This window comes from Methanosphaerula palustris E1-9c, assembly GCF_000021965.1.
GTDB classification, from domain to species: Archaea; Halobacteriota; Methanomicrobia; order Methanomicrobiales; family Methanospirillaceae; genus Methanosphaerula; species Methanosphaerula palustris.
Genome location: NC_011832.1, coordinates 1,739,098 through 1,759,052, shown reverse-complemented (window position 1 = coordinate 1,759,052; position 19,955 = coordinate 1,739,098). Strand labels below are relative to the sequence as shown.

Here is a 19,955-nt window from a genome sequence, read left to right as displayed (position 1 = left end):
TTTCAGAATCCTCTCCCCGACTGGTGACCTGAGCGTGCGATCCGCGATAATCCTGGTGGGCGGTGAGGCCCGTCGTGCAGAGGGGCGGGAGAAGTATTTCTTTTCATATGATGGGACAACATTTATCGAGCGTTTGCTGAACACGCTTCGTCAGGTGGTTGACGAGATCGTGGTTGTCGCCAGAAATGAGGAGCAATGTTCCAGATTCTCTGCTTTTCCATCGATCCTGTGCACGAAAGATGTCAGGCAGGGCATTGGACCGATCGGTGGGTTGCATGCTGGAGTTCTTGCGGCATCGGGGGATCTGATATTTGTCTCTGCCTGTGATATGCCCTGTATTCACGGGGGAGTCGTCGATTATCTCTTCAATGCAATCGACGGATATGATGCCGTGATCCCATCATGGAATAATGATATGCTCGAACCGCTCCATGCGGTCTACCGCCGTGAATCGCTTCTCTCATACCTGGCTTCCCACGAATCTCTCTCTCTGAGGGCCATGATTCGGAGCCTTGACGCTTTATATCTGCCTGTTGACGAACTGCGCGGAATCGATCCCACTCTGAAGACTTTCACCAATATCAATAAGATTGAAGACCTCGACGCGATTAACACCCGTTGAACTGCGATCGATCTCTCTTTATCTGGATTTCAAATTTTGAAAATTGTGTGTATTGTCGATATATTATTATGCTTGAATGTACAATACTATACATCGAGGTATTATTATGTGTATAATGACGATCTCTACAATAATGCTTAGCCGATTGAATGCCCTGCTCGGAGTTGATTCAGCATGAAGTCGCGTGACATTGCGATCGCTGGTATTCTGCTCGCCATCGGGGCGATCGTCAGGTATCTGTCGCTGATCATCCCAGGACCTATTGTGGCCAACCTGGTGATCGCGTTCTACTGTCTGGCGGTCATCCTGATCCTGCCGACGGTAACAGAAGCCCTGGGGATTGGGCTGGTTGCCGGGATCATCAGTGCTCTGATCAGCCATTCGATCTTTCCACCGGGTAACCTGATCAGTGAGCCGATCGGTGCCCTGGTCTGCCTGGGTTTGTACCGCGTATTGAAGAGCCGGCCGTCCTTTGGTCCGGGTCTCACGACATTTCTGGCAACGATTGCCAGCGGTTTAACATTCGTGATCATCTCGATGGTGATGATGGCGCCTAAGATCCTGAGTACCTATGCGACCCTCGGTGCCTATATTGTGGTGATCGTTCCGATCGTGACTCTGGCTGCACTTGCCAATGCAATAATTGTGCAGCTCCTGTACTTCCCGTCTGCACGGATTGTCCTGAGGGGCAGGGAATGATCTCCCTCTCTCATTATTCCTACACCTATCCGGGGGTGAGCACCCCTGCTCTTCATGATCTCTCTTTCTCTGTCAAAAAGGGTGAGGTCGTGATCGTGACCGGGCCAACTGGTGCCGGAAAGACCACGCTCACCCTGGCTGCTTCAGGTATTCTTCACCATGATTATGGTGGAAAAGCCACTGGTGAGGTCGCAATCCTTGGAAAGGATGTGTCAGCGTTCAGTGGTGTCGAGGAACTGGGTCAGCACATTGGGATTGTCTTTGATGATGCCGATGCGCAGTTGATCTTCACAACTGTTGAAGAAGAGATCGCCTCGGGTCTTGAAAATCTGGATCTGCCCCGTGAGGAACTGATCAGGCGGATGGAGCATGTCCTTGCGATTACGGGAACAGAAGAACTTCGGGACCGTGCCCCATACACTCTTTCAGGAGGACAGAAGCAACGGGTCGCAATCGCTGCCACCCTCGCCCTCGGGACTGATATTCTGATCCTTGACGAGCCAACCTCAGAACTGGATGAGGAGGGATCGCAGATGCTCTTCCATATCCTTTCAGATCTGAAGAATGAAGGAAAGACGGTACTGCTGGTCGAGCACAAACTCGACGCTCTGATCACGCTTGCTGACCGGATGATCTTTCTCGACGAGGGGGCGATCGTGGCAGAAGGATCACCTGAAGACCTGCTTAAAGACGAAAAGATCCGAAAGGTGCTCCACCGTGACCATCTGATCGTCGACGAGTCGACCTGTTGCAGGCAGACTGAATATCGGGTCGATACAATGACCGACCCGCCGGTGATTGAGATTCGTGGGCTGGTTCATCGATATGATCAGTTCGAAGCCCTGAAAGGGATCGATCTTTCGATCAGCGCTGGATCGTTCGTTGCGCTCATCGGTGACAACGGGTCTGGAAAGACCTCGCTGATCAAGCACCTGAACGGTCTTCTCCGGCCAACTGAAGGAACGATCATGATCAAGGGGGTCGACACTGCTTCACAACAGATCACCGAACTGGCCAGGATTGTTGGATTGGTCTTCCAGAACCCAGATACGATGCTCTTTGAGGAGAGTGTCGAGCGGGAGATTGCGTTTGGGTTGAAGAATCTGGGGGTCGATGATATCGATCAACGGGTCTCTGCTGTGCTCGACCAGGTCGGCCTCAGCGGGATGCAGACAGTCTATCCCCGTTCGCTTTCGCGGGGTGAACGACAGCGACTTGCCGTCGCCTGTATCATTGCGATGCAACCGGCTGTGATCGTCCTCGATGAGCCGACCACCGGGCTCGACGCCAGAGAGTCGACCCGGGTGATGGAGATTGCTCTGGCACTGCAACAGCAGGGACATACGATCGTGATGGTCACGCATAATATGCAGATTGTACAGGACTACGCAGATCGGATTGTCCTGCTTGAGAAAGGAATGATCATTGCAGATACGCAGTATGGTGGCGGAGGTGTGATATGCAGCAGATTATGCAATACGTCAGCATAGACAGTTTCCTTCACCGACTGAATCCGATCACCAAACTGGTGCTGGTGGTGCTGGTTGCGATCCTGGCGATCACCTCGTCCAGTATTGTATCTGTATCGGCGCTGGTGATTGTGCTCTTTCTGATTGCGCTGGCATCGGGGTTACATAAAGAACTCCTCAGGCAGGTGCCGCTACTCGTCTCGCTGACGATCTCGCTGGTGCTGCTGACGGTTCTGACGATGCAGGCCGGTCCAGTGATGGGAACGCTGATACCTGCAGGGGTGCCTCTGATCGGTGGAATGGTTCCGATTACGATCGGTGCGGTCCAGTTCGGCCTGCTCCTCTCCCTTCGGTTCTTTGCGATGCTCTTTGGATTCCAGTTGCTGGTTGTCTCCACGCAGCCGCACGACCTGGTCCACGCCATGTTGAAGATGCACATGCCGGCAGATTATGCACTGATGTTTCTGATCGCGCTTCGTTTCATCCCAAGTCTGCAGCTTGAGGGGCAGCGGATACATGAAGCGCAGTTGGCACGGGCTTACAACCCTGGTCGTGGGTTTCGGGGTGCGATGCGAACCCTGACTCCGATCATCATTCCACTGGTCTCCAATGCGCTGGCCAAGGCGAATGTGCTCGGGCTGACGATCGATCTTCGTGGGTACCGAAATCCGAAGAAGACCTCGCTCCGTGACCGGAGTCTTCGGAGGGTTGACTACCTGGCGATCGTGGTGATGTTGATCGCAGCGGGAGGTTTTCTCGCTACGACGGTCTTCATGCAGATCCCCTGAATTTTTCCCATCATTTTTGTCATCACGTTCTATATTTAGTATATAGCATCATACGGTTTATGATCTTGATACTGATGATGGATCATCTCGTTAATCGGGTGGTTCCATCTTCTTCTCGTGGATATCCTGTGACGATCAGCACAATTGCCCTGGTTCCCTGGGGTCATAGCCCAGTCGAGGGAACGATCACAATCTTATGGATAAAAATGTGGATGGTGAGTGAACTGTCAGGGAGGATTTTTATTGTGGAATCTCAATCCAGGTAATTGTTGGGTGTATGGTGAAAGTGGAGATCTGTAGGGGTAGGTTCCGGTTTCTGGTAAATCTGAACCTTCATGCTGTTTTTTGGTAGCATTTCCCATACTTAGATTAATGTTCGGATCGAACAGGTACAATCATATGATTCAGGCCGGCCTGAGGTGGGTTTGCCTGTGGTGTTGAAATCTATGACTCTCGATCTGGCATCCGCTCTGAACGATCTTCAAACGAAGAAACCTCTTGTCCATCACATAACCAACGCTGTCACCATCAATGACTGTGCCAATATCACGCTCTGCATCGGTGCTGCCCCGGTGATGGCCGAGGCTCCTGAGGAAGTGGCCGAGATGGTCGCTATGGCTGGTGCCCTGGTGCTGAACATCGGTACGCTTTCGAAATCCCAGATATCTGCGATGCTGATAGCAGGAAGAGCGGCCAATGATCTTGAGGTGCCTGTGATCCTCGATCCTGTTGGTGCGGGGGCTACAATGCTTCGGACGGAGAGTGCCCGACGGTTGCTGACTGAACTTCAGGTGGCGGTGGTCAAGGGGAATGCCGGCGAGATCGGTCTGCTGGCCGGTGCAGCCGGCAGGGTCCGAGGGGTGGATTCAGCCGGGCTTGACGGGGATCCGGTGGCGGTCTGTAAATCTCTGGTGAATGCGTACTCCTGTACTGTGGCGATGAGTGGTGCGACTGATATCGTGACTGATGGCGATCGGGTGGTATTGATCGACAATGGGGATCCTCGGATGGGGGTTGTTTCTGGGACTGGGTGTATGGCTTCGTCTCTGACTGGGGCGTTTGCAGCAGGGTCGCGGGATCAGGTCTGCTCGACTGCAGCTGCACTGGCTGCTTTTGGTCTGGCTGGTGAAAAAGCAGCCAAACGAGCCTTTGGGCCATCGTCATTCAAGGTGGCGCTTATGGACGAGGTCGCAGCCCTGACGCCGCCTGTGCTCTCTGCGGGTGCGAAGATCCGGATCCTCTGATATCAAATGCCGTACTCCCTTTATGTGGTCACTGACCCTGATCTCTCACTGGGTCGATCGCATGCTGAAGTCGCTGCCCTTGCTGTTGCTGGTGGTGCGGATGTGATCCAGCTCCGCGACAAATCTGCCTCTGGTCGTGATCTGTTCGCTGCAGCAGAGTTGATCCGTACGATCACCACCTCGGCCGGGGCGCTCTTCATTGTTAATGATCGGCTCGATATCGCTCTCGCTTCGGGCGCTGACGGCGTCCATCTCGGCCAGGACGATCTCCCAGTCCGGGCCGCCCGAAAAGTCGCTCCGGATCTAATCATCGGTGTTTCGGTTGGTTCAGTGGAAGAGGGGCGGCGGGCTGTGGTTGATGGTGCTGATTATGTCGCACTCAGTCCCCTCTTCTCAACACCCTCCAAGATCGATGCTGGCGCGGGACGTGGGTTTGATCTGCTCGCGGCGCTCTGTGATGATCTGACTGTCCCGGTTCTGGCCATCGGGGGGATCAATGCTTCCAATGTGTCTCAAGTAATCCGTGCCGGGGCAGCGGGGGTGGCAGTCATCTCTGCCGTGGTCAGTCAGCCCGATATCTCCAAGGCAACTTCGGGTCTAAAATCCATAATTCTTGAAGCAAAAAAATCTGTTTGAAGTTGATCTCTATTTCTCCACTCATCTGTATGTTTATTTGGTGTTTTCTGAATGGTTGGTGTTTCCTATTGGCTGTTGTCTAAAATGGTATTGAATACCGTCTGTACTCTTTGGAAACCGGATATTTTTTTTGATCGTTTTTTTGTGTTTTTTGCAATCCTGCCTCCCTCTGGGGATCAGTTTTTTCTTTTTCCGAATGATTCGAATCGCCTGTTGTATGCTCCCCTGGTTTGGTAGGGGGTGGTCCTGGTCCAATCTTTGATTGTGCCCTCTTTGAAGTGGGTGTGGGTGGCATAATCCAACATGCGTAGAATGTCTATTCTACGCAATTACAATTATAATCCTTATTTTTAAAAAAGAGATTTTTATAGAATGGCAGAATATATCTCATCCTCCGGAATCAGGATTGGTTTCTTCTACGGACTATGTCGGTGGATTTCTTATAGCATCGGTCAAACCCTTTGTCACTGACCTTCCGAGCCGGTACGCCTGCGATGGTGATTCCGTTCTCAGTAAAGGATCTGTTCACCACTGCATTGGCTCCGATCGCGATATCATCGGCTATCTCAATATCTCCAAATAGCACTACACCCGGGCCGATGAATACGTTGTTCCCAATCTTCGGCGCAGCGTCTATGAAACCTGCCTGAGTGCCGATGTGAACGCAGTTATGGATTCTACAGTTCTCACCGACCTGCGCCCCGTCGTTCACAATTAAGGTGCCTGGGTGGGCGATTGAGAGGCCTGGGCCAAAGACATTCAGTGGGATATGGAAGCCCATCTTCACACTCATACGTCGGAATCGCAGGTACAGGAAGAGATAATATGGCTTATTGATCCATGAACTCTTGCAGTTTTTGTAATATTCCACCTTCCTGAGCATTCGCTCAAAGCGCCAGACCTCGTGTATGAAGATCTGTGGAAATGTAGTTTTGATATTCAGTGCAACTCGATCTGCCTCACAGTAGAACAGATAATCCGTTTTTGACTGAATCACATCAGAATGTCTCTTTTGATAACCTGATAAGAATATCGATTGATCTCTGTTTCAATGCATGATTGATATCCCCTGGAAATTCTGCGCAAACTTATTTCTCATCCTGCATTGAACAGATACTATATGGATAAGTCTTCCTTTGTCGAGTGGATCGATCGGTACCACTCGTACATGCAGATGCGAAACTATTCTGAGAAGACGATCCAGAGTTATATCCGGGTGGTCCGTTTGTTTGGTGCCTACCTGATCGATCGAGGAGCTACTTTTGATCAGGTCGGTGGTGCTGACGATCGACGGTTGATCACTGGATATCTCTCGGCCCTCTCACAGGAACATGGTTATTCTGCAAAAACTCTGCATCGAATCATCTCAACGCTCAGTTCGTTTTATCGATTTTTATATGCTCAGGGGGCTGTTGCCGTGAATCCCGTGACTGGGATCGATAGGCCGAAGATCAAACGTCAGGAACTGCGGTACCTGAAGCATCGGCAGGTCCTGAAATTGATCGAATCGATGCCGAGTGTCAGGGACCAGCTAGTCGTGCGGATGATCTATGCGACTGGTGTCCGAGTCTCTGAACTCTGTGGAATTTCCATCGAACATATCGATTTTGATGACCTCACCATCAGGATCCGGGGGAAAGGAGATAAGATCCGGACTGTTTTCATCGACGAGGAGACCTGCCGTTTGATGGAGATTTATGCCGGCGATCGGATCTTCGGTCCGTTCTTTGTCGGGCAACAGGGACATCCTCTTTCCCCTCGAACTGTGCAACACCTCTTTGAGGTCTATGCACCCCCCGGGGTTACTCCCCATACAATCCGGCATAGTTATGCCAGTGAGTTGTACAAACGATCCAAGAATCTTCGGGTCGTACAGGAGAACCTCGGTCATTCTTCCATCAAGACGACTGAGATATACCTTCATACCGACCTCGATGAGCGTCAGGGTGTCTATCGGACCTACTTCCCGCTCTCAAAGCAGGATGATGTGAACACATAAACCATATGATGCTATACTGTTTGTGTTCATGGAGCTCTCCCCAGGATGCCTAACATCAGGAAAGGATGATGAACATAAATCGTTCTCATGGTCCTAATGATCAGATGAACAAATCTCTAAGGGAATGGAGTCTTGGAAATACCAAATATTTAATAATTGATTCCCCTTTATTGATTGGACGAAAATTGTGCGTGGGTGGTGGAAATCGGATGGATGAATCCAATTTCGAGTTGAGAAAATTTGTTGCACCAGAGTTTGTTATAGGCGTCGATGCACGCTTACTGGCCGGCAGATATGCCAAAAATTTTGATTCATGGCATGTGCTCGTTGTCACTGCTTCGAATTTTATCGCTGCAGGATGGGTCACGGATGTGACTGATAGTCTTCGAGCAGAAGGTATACGATACACATTATTTTCTGATGTAACTCCAAACCCTCGGGACTACCTGGTGGTGGATGGTGCAGACCTGTACCAGCGTTCAGGGTGTGACTGCATTGTGGCAGTTGGAGGTGGCAGCCTGATAAACCGTGCTAAAGGGATCGGGATTGTCGTTTCGAACAAGAAGCACATACTGAAATTTGAGGGCGTTGACAATGTAGTACTACCGCTGCCACCCCTAATCTGTATACCAACGACTGCAGGATCTGGGGCGGATGTTTCACAGTTTGTTATCATCAACGATACAGAGCGAAAGGTGAAAAATGTAAGTTCTCCAGTCACCGATGTACAAGCGCTGGAGTCTATCCGGTTGATGACTACCGATCTGCTTCCTGCACTGGATGAACCTGATACGATTGAGTTCAGGTACAAGACTATGTTGGGGGGCCTCCTGGCCGGATTCGCATTCTCCAATTCGAATCCTGGTGTCGTCCATGCGATGGCACACAGTCTAGAGGGATTCTCTGATCTCCCTCATGGGGCATGTAATGCTTGTGCTGCTTGAGCATGTGGTGACGTATAATTATCTGGCATGTCCACGGCGTTATGATACGCACGCGGAGATTATGGGGGTTGAACTTTCCAGATTGAATGATACTGATAGAAAGATGAAGATCATTGCAGCTGTGAAGACGTTCAAGAGAAAAATGGGAATGACTGAAACCCTTGGAGATCTGGGAATTACCAGGATGGATATTCCAGATCTGGCGAAGAAAGCAATGCATGACCCCTACATGGCAACCAATGCCACGACAGCCAACAATCAAGGATATTGAACAGGTCTATGAAGCAGCACTCTGATGATACCCCTGACTGGAATAACCAGCGGATGCAGATTATCGGTCTTGGCGAATCATCAATACGTAAGAGTTACTATCCTGAACTCCAGGAACAGCATACCGAACTGCTCAAAAAGAACGAGGAACTCCTGGCAGCGTATGAGGAACTCACGGCAATAAATGAAGAGTTAACTGCAAATTATGAGAAACTCAGTGAGAGTGAACGGAAACTGCGCGAGAGCGAGGAGCGGTATCGAACCATCATTGAAACGACCGACACCGGTTTTGTTGTCACTGATGACGAAGGCCAGGTTTTTGATGCCAATACAAAGTATGTTCATCAGACCGGTCATCAAGATCTTGCAGAGATCCTAAACCGGAATCCCGTCGAATGGACTGCTGCACATGATAAAGAAAAAAATATTCTGGCAATCCGGCGCTGTGTCAGGGATGGGTTCATCCGTAACCTGGAGGTCGACTATGTGGACTCATCCGGCAATCTCATTCCCATCGAGATCAACTCAACCTGTGTAAGGATGGGACCGGGAATGAGAATCCTTTCCCTGTGTCGTGACATCTCCGATCGAAAACAGGACGAAAAAATACTGGAGTTGGCCCGTAAAAAATTGAATCTGTTGAATACCGTAACCTTTCAGGATATTCAGAGCGCCATTTTCACCTTATCAGCCTATCTGGAACTGACAAAGAACGCACTTACTGATGAAAAGGCTATCTCATACCTGGAGAAAGAAGTCTCATTAATCCAGGTAATAGCGAATTCGATAAAATTTGGACGAGATTACCAGGATATGGGGATGAAACCGCCCCGGTGGCAGCGTGTCAATCATGTTTTTCTGTATGCAATCTCGCACCTGGATTTTCTCCAGATATCTAGGCATGTCGACCTCGAAGGACTGGATATCTATGCTGACCCTCTGCTAGAGAAGGTTCTTTTCAATCTTATGGACAATGTGATCCAGCATGGAGAAACGGTAACTGAAGTCACTCTCAAATATCAGAAAAGAGCGGATGATCTCGTGCTGATCATCGAGGATAACGGGATAGGCATTCCCCTAGAGAAAAAGAGTATGCTCTTTGAACGTGGGTTTGGAAAGGAATCAGCCCTTGGTTTATTCCTGGTTAGGGAGATCCTCTCGATTACTGGGATCACCATTTCAGAGACCGGTGTTGAAGGAATGGGTGCCAGATTTGAGATTCTGGTGCCGGCTAACGCTTATAGATTTTCTCTGGATTATGACCGTTGAGGTTCCGGTTTATCGTCCCCTCTGTCACCTGACCATTTTAATCAGGATCACCAAGACAAAAGACCCCCCGCAGTTCTCATAACTGGTTGAAGAGGACGACGATGTCGTTGAAGTCGATCGCATTGTTATTGTTGAAGTCAAACGCATCGATTGGTTCATATTGTTCAATCCAGTCCATCTGATCGAAGAACAGCACCACGTCTTCAAAGTCAGGTCTACCATTCCCGTTGAGATCTTCGTACTTCCCGTCGCCGTTCAGATCTTTTGGAATTACGTTCGTAGATTGTATTGGAATGACTGATCCAGAGACGATGATATATCCGGTTCTTTCCATAGAGTCGTCACCCAGTGGATTTGAGACAGTCAGGGTGACAGAGTAGGTACCTGGTTGTGTATAGGAATGTACCGGGTTCTGTATTGTCCTGTTAACAACCTCTGTCATTTGATCTGTTGAATTCTGACCATCTCCGAAGTCCCAGGTCCACCGTGCTGGGATACCAGTTGAGGTGTCAGTGAACTGGACAGAGAGCGGGGCAGTCCCCTTGGTTGGGATTGCCCAAAAACCTGCGGTCGGTCTGGTCATATTGGACGATTGCGGTAATATGAGGGGGGCCTCGTCGATGTTTTTTCCCTTCTGTTCAGATGTGATGATATATCCCTCGTCACAGAACCCATCACGGTTGTTGTCCGGATGAGTCTCTGAAAAACCATTTCTCGATGGAGTCGCCCAATAATTTCCTCCAATCGATGGACCTCTGACGATGTTGGTTCCAAGCATTGGATCGTGGTTCCAGGTGTTTTGGCTCGTCGTTCCTTCAACAAGGGCATTATTTGGATTGTTGAAGTAATTGTTGTAGATACTGTTCTCCTGGGATTGGTTGAGGTATACTCCGGCACTGGTGCTGCCGGTGATGGTGTTATTCTTCAGAATGTTGCCATCAGAATGGTAAATCTGGACACCATACAGGGTGTCCCCGGTAATCGTGCTGCTGGTCAGGGTGTTGTTATTCGTGGTGAAGAACTGGACCCCAACTGCGGTTGCGCCAGTGATGCTGTTACCCTCCAGTAGGTTGCTGGTTGAGTCATAGATAGAGATTCCATGGTTCCGGTTCTCTCTGATCGACGTGTTTTGGATTGTATTCCTGTCGCTTGAGGCGGTTAGGTAGATACCGTCTCCATTATCGGTGAGCGTGCTGTCAGCGACTGTATTCCCACTGCTCCCCGCGTAGAGAACAATCCCATATTTATCATTCCCTGTAGTTCTGATCGTCTGGATCATTCCCTCGATAGCATTCAGGTAATAGATCCCATAGTCCCAGTGGTCCACATCCACATTTTTTATGATAACGCCAGTCAGTGGATTATCTGGATCCTTCGAGACAAAGATCCCTGCCGATCCACCTCTATTCTGTCCGCTGATCAGATGACCCTGACCGTCGAAGACGACATTTGACGCCTTTATCTCAATTCCTACCGTATTCTGGCAATCTATGATGTCACGGTCGAGTACATAGGTGCCTGGTTTATCGATCACTACCGGCCCCGATACCGTGATCTTCCCATCAGTTCTGATCAAATCCTTTGAGGCAAGTGCGTCGGCTCGGCCAGATCCATAGAGCGTGTCCCATCCAGGATCACCAAGGTCGACCGCGCCTTCAATAAGCACTGTTCGGATCTGGTCAGGAGTGAGGGATGGGTTCAGACTCCAGAGAAGTGCTGCAACCCCTGCGATATGCGGAGCTGCGGCACTGGTCCCATAGAACCGAGTGGGAAACCCTCCCGCCCCGGTCACGGCGACCCCATCGATCCCGCATAGATCGGGCTTCTGACGTGTCTCGCGGTGTGGATATACGATCGTGACAGGGCCTTGGGAGGAGAACGGTTCCAGTTGATTGGGTGTGGTTGCGCCAAGTGCACCAATGGTCAGGACCTCGGGTACAGCAGCCTGACCACTGATAGAATCAGCAGAGACCAGATTATCTGGACTGATCGTGGTTCCCGAACTGATGTACATCTGTAGTTCAAGGGTTCGTTCCTCCGCGAGGTTCATGTAGTTGTTGACGTCGAGCTCGGCGTTGATCGTGTAGGAGTTGCTGTTGGTATAGGTGATCCACTCAATCGGGTCCGCGCTTCCGGTCTGGGCATTCGTGCTTTTTTTTAAGGTGATTCCAGAATATGGATATTGTTCGTTCAGGTACAGATCGTAGTCGTTCGCTGAAGTGCCGAAGGGATCATCCCACTGTAGAACAGCTCTGACGCTTCCGCCTGGCGGGATGCTCAGGTAGATCTTTTTTCTGGATGAACTTCCTGCACTGAAGTCATGCCACCCGCTTCCGTCATTGAAATAGGTCCCCTGATAATGTTTCTGTGCGTAGTTGCCGGCAGAGGTGACATAAACGAGGTTCCCATTCTGGATCTTCTCCTGGATATGTGTCGCGACCGAACCGTCTTCAAAGAATGGTTCACCCAACCAGGAGATGTCGTCGACGATCACCGAACAGCCGGCCTCTGTCAATGCGTCCACAGCTCGATTGAACGCGATTGTGTTTGTACCGGTATCATAGAAATATAGGTCAGCATCTGGTGCAATGTCATGAATGATCTCAAGCATGGCCGTTCCCTCATCACCGCCAAATGAGTTTGAGAGAACGTGGAGGGTCGAGGGCAGGTCTCCGGTTGCTGCAGCGTCTCGCCAGTGGTCAACTCCTGTGGAGATCACACCGACCTTTACACCCTGGCCCGAGGACCCCGTGGTTCTCCGGATCTGATCTGCCCTGATAATCTGATCTCCCTGTGTGTCTACTGAGCCGGTATTGACAATTGGTGGAAGTACTGTCTGGATTGACCTGATCCATTCCAATGAGGCGAGACTGGGAAGGTCACTGACTCTGACCCAGGCTGCCACACGATGCTCCCCATCATCGCGGTCAGTGATCTCGACGCACCAGCGATCGAGATCCTTTACTGATATGGTCTCTGTAACCCTGATATAGATGAAGACCTCATCGTTGAGAGTCCCATTGATTCCAGTCTGTCGAACTGTTCCCTTTGCGGCCTCCCCCTGAGTCTCTCCTGGTGAAAGAAACCGCTCATCGACCAGGGGCAGGAGATCAGAACTCATCTTCTCCTCCCAGGCGAACATAGTCGGCCGTACTGCAGATTCAGACTGGACGAGCGCTTCTGTTGGGATTATGATCAGGCAGAACAGGAGAATGATGGTGCCTGATAACAGGAGGGAATGACGCATGATCGAACATCCATTACCCTGTCTGTTAATAGATTAATCCTTCTGGTCCAACCTCTGTCGCCATGGTTTTGAGGTCAATGATCTCCTGCCCCTTCAACCTTTAACCTGGTGGGTTGGAGGAAGGGGACAGAGCACAGAATTCCTATCGCGACAGGGGAGATCATCTTCTCATATCCAGTTCTTGGGAGCAATTGGGGAGTAGTTATATTATTGTTCAGCTACTCACCCAAAAGAGAATTGATCCTTAAACTATGAAAAATGGGTTTGGTTTTAAAAGGGCAGGGTTTTGAAAAAAAGAGAGTATCATCCCCCTCAACCGGTGATACTTCCAACCCTTAACAACCCGGGGAGTGTTTGTGCCCAGGACGCTATTGCATTCCAATCCCGAAAGTCCCCTGATGGAATCTTCGCCATCTCCATCATCTTTCTCGAGATGAACGACATCTGTGTCGGGTCCAGCCTGCCGGCAAAGAGGGTCGTGGCCACTGGCTTCAGGGGTGTTAGAGAACTATGAAGTTTCTTCATTCCATATTCAACCGATCCGGCTTCTTTTGAGACGGGGGCTATCCCAACGGCGAATGCTGCTACTGGTAATGCTACCAACTGTTCCCGATGATGTCCAACAAATTTTCCGACATCTCGGACCATTCGTCCCATGTACAGGGGGGCTCCGATTATAACGGCATCATAGCCGGTGAGGGAGGTGACTGTCTTCATATCAGCGACATCAACGGCGTATCCTGCTGCCTCAAGCTCCTTTCCGACAGCCCGGGCGATCTCGGCTGTCGAGCCTTTCCGCGATATATATGCGATAAGTATTCGACCAGACATGATTCTTACGTCTGTACTTGAACAGGACACCTAAATACTTAACTGAAATGTTTCCGAGGATTATTCCGGGTTCGGATAAGTTCTCTTCAATTCCCATGGCATCTGGATCGAATCTTTTTTTTCTGGCAGTATCCTATCTCGTTCCAGTCAGTTCATCAGAAGGTCTGTCCTAACTATCATCACTGTGCTGCTTACGTTCGCTTTCACCTTTATCAATGGATTTCTGGATGCAAGCTCGGTTGCTGCCACATTTGTCACCTCGGCAGGGAACCCTTCTGGTCGCAGGGATTGACATTTTCGTACCTAAGAGAGACCTGCTTCAAAGAATCGTGGTGGTCTTGACCTTTCAGAGGGGGTTGGGGGTTGGTTGAATGAGTTCGCGGCGCTCTCTCCACTAGTGTTCGCAACTGGTGCGATCCCTATCTGATTCCGGACGAAGGTCAGTCGGTGGATACTTCTTTCTGGGGATCCTGTCAGGTGCGGTCTGAAATCGGATGGAGATCTTCGATGCCGGCCTGCAGGTCTTCTGGTTTGGGTAAAATAATTCGACGCCAGTGATAGCATTGTGTGGGCATATCGCCCTGTACGTCCAGGTGGATCTCATTTGCCCCCTTGTTTTGCTCCTCGACCTTGGCGAGGGCGAGTCCGTAGTCAGCAAACCGGGAGGTTTCCAGATCCTAACTGAGGCTGTTAGCTCTATCACTAGGACTGGGGATGATTGGACCAATATCAATCATCACACTTGGAGCTGGATTTTGTGGTGGTAGAGTACTGGTGATGGGGGGAACTCCTCCATCAACTCCTCCATCAATAGCCGCAAGAAGGATATCTATGAAGAGAACCGTGAACCATTTTGAGATACCCTCCGTCTCTGTTATAGTATTATTTCTGCATAGAGTTTCTCCTCCTGATAGTTATGGGATACTTATTATCTTCTCTATCCTGATGAGATTCCCTCGAGTTTATCTCTGCAGGTCGTATCCCCTTTGGTCTCAGGCAGGTCTTAGATTGATAAGTTTTGGATCTGTAAGGTTTTACCCTGAATAATCCCATTGAGATCTATGGAAACAGTTCTTGAGAGGATCAGAACAGACCTGAAGAATAGCTGTGATCCCACAACACAAAAGAACTTTCAACGATTCTTCAAAGAGGAGGTTCGTTATTATGGGGTCAAGACCCCGACTGTTGGCAAAATTGCAAAAAGATACTGGAGTGAAATAAAATCCCAGAATAAGCAGGAGATATTCAACCTCTGTGATGAACTCTACCGCTCTGATTACACTGAAGAGGCTTTTATCGTCTCCAATTGGGTTCCAAACCTGGCTGATAGATACGAGATTACTGATCTCGCCGTATTTCAGGTCTGGATCGAAAAATATATCAACAACTGGGCAAAGTGCGATGGGTTCTGTAACCATACCCTCGGCACATTTATTATGATGTATCCTGAGTGCATTGAAAAGTTAAAAAAATGGACTCAGTCTGATAATCGATGGCTGAAGAGGGCAGCAGCCGTGTCATTGATCCTCCCGGCAAAACAGGGGGAATTCCTTGACGACATCTTTGAGATCGCTGATCGTTTACTGACTGATCGGGAGGATCTGGTGCAGAAAGGATATGGGTGGTTACTCAAGGAGGCGAGTCGTCATCATCAGGACGAGGTCTATCTCTATGTGCTAAAGAACAGAAGCACGATGCCGCGAACAGCGCTTCGGTACGCCATCGAACTGATGCCCCTGAAACGAAGAAAAGAAGCGATGAAGCGCGGATGAATTGTTGACGGAGCCTTGGCAGCGTGGTTTTCTGCTTTGAAATCACACCACTCATCAATTTATCTCTCATCCCCTTTACTTGAATCTTTGAATCAGTGATCCTCTATATATCGGGAGGGGATGAAATATATAGAAGAATCTCCATCCATCAGGTTTCTCTCTTATTTCTGAAATGAGAGTCTTGTGGGCGAGGATCGTTCCGGAGAAAAGTCCGGATCACTTCGGAGCGAAATGTGAAGCATTCAAATATTTTTCCAGCCAGCCTTGGATTACCGCAGCTCATCGCTCTCTATATCGGAGCAGTCTTGGGATCTGGCATTCTGATGCTACCAGGGGTGGTCGCAGAATCTGCAGGGCCGGCATCATTACTTGCATGGATATTGATGAGCATCCTTGTCATTCCCATGGCACTGACAATGGGACTTTTATCGATCAAATACCCCAACTCGGGTGGGGTCTCCCACTTCGTCTCTAAAGCGTTCAATCCGGATGCCGGGTCGCTGATTGGCTGGTTCTTTCTCCTCTCCGTCGTGGTCGGCGCACCGGTGATTGCTCTGGTCGGTGCCGGGTATGCCTGTGCTGCAGTGGGGCTTGGAGGCTCAAGCCGGCTCGTCCTCGCTGTATTTATCCTGCTTACAGCGATCCTGACCAATTATATTGGGATGAAGATGACCAGTCAGATTCAGATGGCAGTCGTTATGACCACCATCGTCATTCTGGTATGTGCGTTCGCCGGCAGTGTTTTCACTGTCGATCTGAATGACTTCTCCCCCTTTATGCCATATGGATGGGAGAGTGTCGGACATGCTGGAACCTTGATATTCTGGTCATTTCTTGGATGGGAGGCGGTATCTCACATATCCGAAGAGTTTGAAAACCCTGAACGTGATGTTGTGAAAGGGACAATCATCGCAGCACTGGTGATTGGGATCCTGTACATCGGGACGGCGTTTGTTGTTATTGGAACCCACAGTTACGGTCCAGGCATATCAGATATATCGTTGATCCAGCTGATCAAAGTCTCGTTTGGTCAGTACGGTGTGGTCTTCGCTGGCCTTGCTGCCCTGTTCATCTGTATCGCACCCGTAATAGCCTATATTGGAGCGGCCTGCAGGCTCGCATACTCACTCTCAATCACCGGATATGCACCGAAGTTCCTCTCCTGTCTGTCGGATCGGTTCCATACTCCTATTGGGGGACTCTGGTTCCTGGGCATCTGTTTCACCATCATGCTCTGGATCTTCAGCAGCGGAGCACTCTCCCTGTCGACCTTGATCCAGCTCCCCAATGCCACATTCATTCTGACCTATCTGGGTGGGTGTGCTGCCGGGGTGGTACTGCTGAAAGACCGGAAGTTTGGGGTGCAGTTCAGTGTGATCTCGCTTGTAATGACAGCGGTGGTTTTTCTCTTTGTTGGATGGACGGTCATTTATCCTGTCATCATCACCCTTGTCTGGGGAGGGTTCATGATGTACCGAAGAAGAACTGATGAAAGGGGATGTGAAGAACCTGGGTCTGGGTATCCCTGATCTGTTTCTTCGAATCTTAGAGTAGACACTCTCGTGAAATTTTTTCAAACAGGGAGATCGTGTTATCGGCACGATTGGATGAATATATTCTAATAATTGGGTTGATGGTTGAACTGAAGCAGAAGGTAAGGTATATCCGGATCCCTTTGTAAGAGATTATTGTAGATGTAACTATATTGTAAAGGGTCAGTACTTCAGGTGCTTCTGAAATTTGTTACCAGAAGATGGGATTTTGATAGTGTCTCCCCGTCGATATCCCCTTGAAGGAACAGGAAATGGTTTTTGATTCAGGGGATCAGGATCGAGCACGTTTTTGAACAGATCTTCTGATCCTTCGGGAACCAGCTCTGTTGAAATCCTCTAGTACTATGATCCCACAATAAGGCAAATATCTAATAAGAATCGTTGCTCCTTGAGTCAATGGCAAAACCAACAACAAGGAGCAGAGATAATGTCAACGAACTGGTATATCAAACTTATCAGATACATCTGTTCAGTACTACGATCCTCCCATTTCCCTCTTTATTCCTGCAAATATTCCAAGAGAACGTATACTCAGCATCAGCTCATGGCTATTCTTCTCTTTCGTGAAGCCCTTGGTACTGACTATCGGGATGTGGTTGAACTCATCAGTCTGATGGGTCGGATCAAAGACATCCTCTAGTTGAACCAGGTTCCCCACTACTCGACCATCCATAAGTTCATGGCTCGAACTCCTTCTGCAATATTCTCGATATTCCTGAATAAAACTCTCAAATTGTTTTATTCCTGGGGTGAAATTGTTCCAACAACTGCCATCGATTCTACGGGATTCACCAGTTCGTACGCCAGTCATTATTACTCCTGGCGTACGGGAAAAATGCGAAAAAACATTGTGAAAACGTCGATTGCAGTAGATACACGCAAGCAGGTGATTCTCTTCTCCAAAATCTCGCTGAAACCAGTTCACGACATTAAACACACTGAACCACTTCTCAGGCAGTGCCAGAAGACCAGAAAAACCGGGTGTTATGTGATGGATAAAGGGTACGATTCCGAGGAACTTCATCGACAGATCAGGGAAGAGATGGGTGCTGATTCGGTGATACCTGTCAGAACCTGGAAAGGAAAGATCTATTCGGGGAAATACAGACAAGAGATGAATAACAACTTTGATTCAGAACGATATCGCGAGAGGAACAAAGTTGAAACAGCGTTTTCAGTCATCAAAAGAAGATTCGGAGAGGACCTCAAGGCACGAAAATATTGGTACCAGGTCAAGGAGATCATGGTCAAAATGATCCTCCATAACCTCACGAAGGTGATTCAATCAGTCGTGATTGTCATCATAGTTGAAGCATTTCAACAGAGCCCGGGAACCGTAAATAGAAACAGAACCGATGTGTATTTGAATTTCTATGCAGTACACTTTCGCCTCCAGAATGGGAAAGACCCCCCGGTCATTCATCAGGGAGATCCTTAAAGTGACAGAACGTCCCGAGGTCATTTCATTTGCTGGGGGACTCCCAAATCCGGCTTTGTTCCCTGTTGAGAGGCTGGCTGAGTCTGCAAGGGCGGTTATCACGGGTGAGGGATCGGCTGCTCTTCAATATGCCACCACTGAAGGATATCTTCCTCTGCGCGAATGGATCGCTGAACGGTACAAAATTCGGCTTGGTATGGATGTATCCCCTGATGAGATCCTGATCACTAACGGTTCACAGCAATGTCTGGATCTTATCGGAAAGGTCTTCATTGACCCGGGTTCCCGGGTTGCAATCGAACGACCTGGCTATCTTGGGGCAATCCAGGCCTTTTCGCTCTATGAGCCAGAGTTCATGAATGTTCCACTTACTTCAGAGGGTCCTGATCCGACTGTCCTCAACTCTGTTCTTTCTGAGGGGAATCCACGTATCTTCTATGGAGTCCCTAACTCGCAGAACCCTTCGGGAATCACCTGGTCTCTTGAGAATAGGTGCAGAGTCGCCAAAATAATACAGCGATCAGAGACAATCCTGGTTGAGGATGATGCATATGGTGAACTCAGGTTTTGCGGGGATCAGATGCCTGCGATGCGGTCCTTCCTGCCTGATAAAACCGTGATGACCGGTTCGTTCTCAAAGATCATCGCTCCGGGGATGCGGATGGGTTGGGTCTGTGCCCCGTATGAGATTATGGAACAGATCGTCACCGCCAAGCAGGGAACCGATCTCCATTCAAACATCTTGAGTCAGCGGATTATATCTCGGTTCCTGGCTGATTACTCTATTGACGAGCATATCAGAGCGATCACCGATGCTTATGCGCACCAGCGGGATTGTATGCTTGCGGCTATAAATGAGCATTTTCCCAAAGAAGTCACGTGTACGAGTCCTGACGGGGGGATGTTCCTCTGGGCTACATTGCCGGATGGATTCTCCTCAACTGAACTCTTCAACAGAGCATTGGCAGAGAATGTTGCCATCCTACCTGGTGTTCCTTTCTATACCGACGGAGGCGGGGAGTCCACTATGCGTTTGAACTTTTCAAATGCCAGTGATGAGCGGATCTGGGAAGGGATTGCTAGGCTCGGAAGTGTGCTTCATCAGTATATGCAAACCGGCAGGATCGCTGAAAATAACTGATAATTATTAATACGCAGGATTTTTTTTGGTTGA

At 49.4% G+C, this 19,955-nt stretch carries 16 protein-coding genes and 1 pseudogene; 14 read left to right on the top strand and 3 right to left on the bottom strand.

Going from position 1 to position 19,955, the window contains the following annotated elements; translation table 11 throughout:
- The first annotated feature begins 34 nt into the window (after positions 1–34).
- The 6 genes from mobA to thiE all read left to right on the top strand — a co-directional run bounded on the left by mobA (position 35) and on the right by thiE (position 5,458).
- A complete protein-coding gene (gene mobA, locus MPAL_RS08430; RefSeq protein WP_012618323.1) occupies positions 35–622 on the top strand; it encodes a molybdenum cofactor guanylyltransferase in 588 nt (195 codons plus the stop codon).
- Positions 623–796: 174 nt separating this feature from the next.
- The gene (locus MPAL_RS08425; protein ID WP_012618322.1) at positions 797–1,321 is read left to right on the top strand and encodes a hypothetical protein; all 525 of its coding nucleotides are present in this window, start codon (positions 797–799) and stop codon (positions 1,319–1,321) included.
- Positions 1,318–2,811 carry an ABC transporter ATP-binding protein gene (locus tag MPAL_RS08420; RefSeq protein ID WP_012618321.1) on the top strand — a complete coding sequence of 498 codons (1,494 nt, stop codon included), beginning with the start codon at positions 1,318–1,320 and terminating at the stop codon, positions 2,809–2,811. Before MPAL_RS08425 ends, MPAL_RS08420 begins: the two co-directional genes overlap by 4 nt.
- Positions 2,781–3,578, top strand: a complete 798-nt coding sequence (locus MPAL_RS08415) for an energy-coupling factor transporter transmembrane component T family protein (RefSeq protein WP_012618320.1) — start codon at positions 2,781–2,783, stop codon at positions 3,576–3,578. The genes MPAL_RS08420 and MPAL_RS08415 overlap by 31 nt, the downstream gene beginning before the upstream one ends.
- 446 nt (positions 3,579–4,024) lie before the next feature.
- On the top strand, positions 4,025–4,822 hold the full coding sequence (thiM, locus tag MPAL_RS08410; RefSeq protein ID WP_012618319.1) for a hydroxyethylthiazole kinase: 798 nt from the start codon (positions 4,025–4,027) through the stop codon (positions 4,820–4,822).
- 6 nt (positions 4,823–4,828) lie between these two features.
- Positions 4,829–5,458, top strand: coding sequence for a thiamine phosphate synthase (gene thiE / locus MPAL_RS08405; RefSeq protein WP_012618318.1), 630 nt, complete (start codon positions 4,829–4,831; stop codon positions 5,456–5,458).
- Between the two features lie 400 nt (positions 5,459–5,858).
- On the opposite strand, the gene MPAL_RS08400 is transcribed toward thiE, so the two are convergent.
- A complete protein-coding gene (locus MPAL_RS08400) occupies positions 5,859–6,251 on the bottom strand; it encodes a serine O-acetyltransferase (RefSeq protein ID WP_236610356.1) in 393 nt (130 codons plus the stop codon).
- Between the two features lie 327 nt (positions 6,252–6,578).
- Here MPAL_RS08400 and xerA point away from each other — a divergent pair, with 327 nt between their 5' ends.
- From xerA to MPAL_RS16300, 4 genes are all read left to right on the top strand, one after another.
- Positions 6,579–7,457 (top strand): site-specific tyrosine recombinase/integron integrase, encoded by an 879-nt coding sequence (gene xerA / locus MPAL_RS08395; protein WP_012618316.1) that lies wholly within the window; start codon positions 6,579–6,581, stop codon positions 7,455–7,457.
- A 209-nt stretch (positions 7,458–7,666) separates the two neighbouring features.
- On the top strand, positions 7,667–8,401 hold the full coding sequence (locus MPAL_RS08390) for an iron-containing alcohol dehydrogenase (RefSeq protein WP_236610355.1): 735 nt from the start codon (positions 7,667–7,669) through the stop codon (positions 8,399–8,401).
- Entirely contained in the window at positions 8,373–8,672 is a 300-nt protein-coding gene (locus tag MPAL_RS16930; protein WP_330217423.1) for a dehydroquinate synthase/iron-containing alcohol dehydrogenase family protein, read from the top strand. The genes MPAL_RS08390 and MPAL_RS16930 overlap by 29 nt, the downstream gene beginning before the upstream one ends.
- A gap of 8 nt (positions 8,673–8,680) precedes the next feature.
- Entirely contained in the window at positions 8,681–9,940 is a 1,260-nt protein-coding gene (locus MPAL_RS16300) for a PAS domain S-box protein (RefSeq protein ID WP_052292233.1), read from the top strand.
- A gap of 76 nt (positions 9,941–10,016) precedes the next feature.
- On the opposite strand, the gene MPAL_RS14550 is transcribed toward MPAL_RS16300, so the two are convergent.
- Together MPAL_RS14550 and MPAL_RS08375 are read right to left on the bottom strand one after the other, a co-directional pair.
- Positions 10,017–13,187, bottom strand: a complete 3,171-nt coding sequence (locus tag MPAL_RS14550) for a NosD domain-containing protein (protein ID WP_012618314.1) — start codon at positions 13,185–13,187, stop codon at positions 10,017–10,019.
- A 312-nt stretch (positions 13,188–13,499) separates the two neighbouring features.
- The gene (locus tag MPAL_RS08375; RefSeq protein ID WP_012618313.1) at positions 13,500–14,018 is read right to left on the bottom strand and encodes a flavodoxin domain-containing protein; all 519 of its coding nucleotides are present in this window, start codon (positions 14,016–14,018) and stop codon (positions 13,500–13,502) included.
- Between the two features lie 1,061 nt (positions 14,019–15,079).
- Between MPAL_RS08375 and MPAL_RS08365 the strand changes: the two genes are divergently transcribed.
- The 4 genes and pseudogenes from MPAL_RS08365 to MPAL_RS08350 all read left to right on the top strand — a co-directional run bounded on the left by MPAL_RS08365 (position 15,080) and on the right by MPAL_RS08350 (position 19,922).
- Positions 15,080–15,790 (top strand): DNA alkylation repair protein, encoded by a 711-nt coding sequence (locus tag MPAL_RS08365; RefSeq protein ID WP_012618312.1) that lies wholly within the window; start codon positions 15,080–15,082, stop codon positions 15,788–15,790.
- A 233-nt stretch (positions 15,791–16,023) separates the two neighbouring features.
- A complete protein-coding gene (locus MPAL_RS08360; RefSeq protein WP_012618311.1) occupies positions 16,024–17,319 on the top strand; it encodes an APC family permease in 1,296 nt (431 codons plus the stop codon).
- A 451-nt stretch (positions 17,320–17,770) separates the two neighbouring features.
- Positions 17,771–18,781: pseudogene (locus MPAL_RS08355) on the top strand (IS5 family transposase).
- Positions 18,717–19,922, top strand: a complete 1,206-nt coding sequence (locus MPAL_RS08350; RefSeq protein ID WP_012618310.1) for an aminotransferase-like domain-containing protein — start codon at positions 18,717–18,719, stop codon at positions 19,920–19,922. The pseudogene MPAL_RS08355 and the gene MPAL_RS08350 overlap by 65 nt, the downstream one beginning before the upstream one ends.
- The last annotated feature ends 33 nt before the right edge of the window (positions 19,923–19,955 follow it).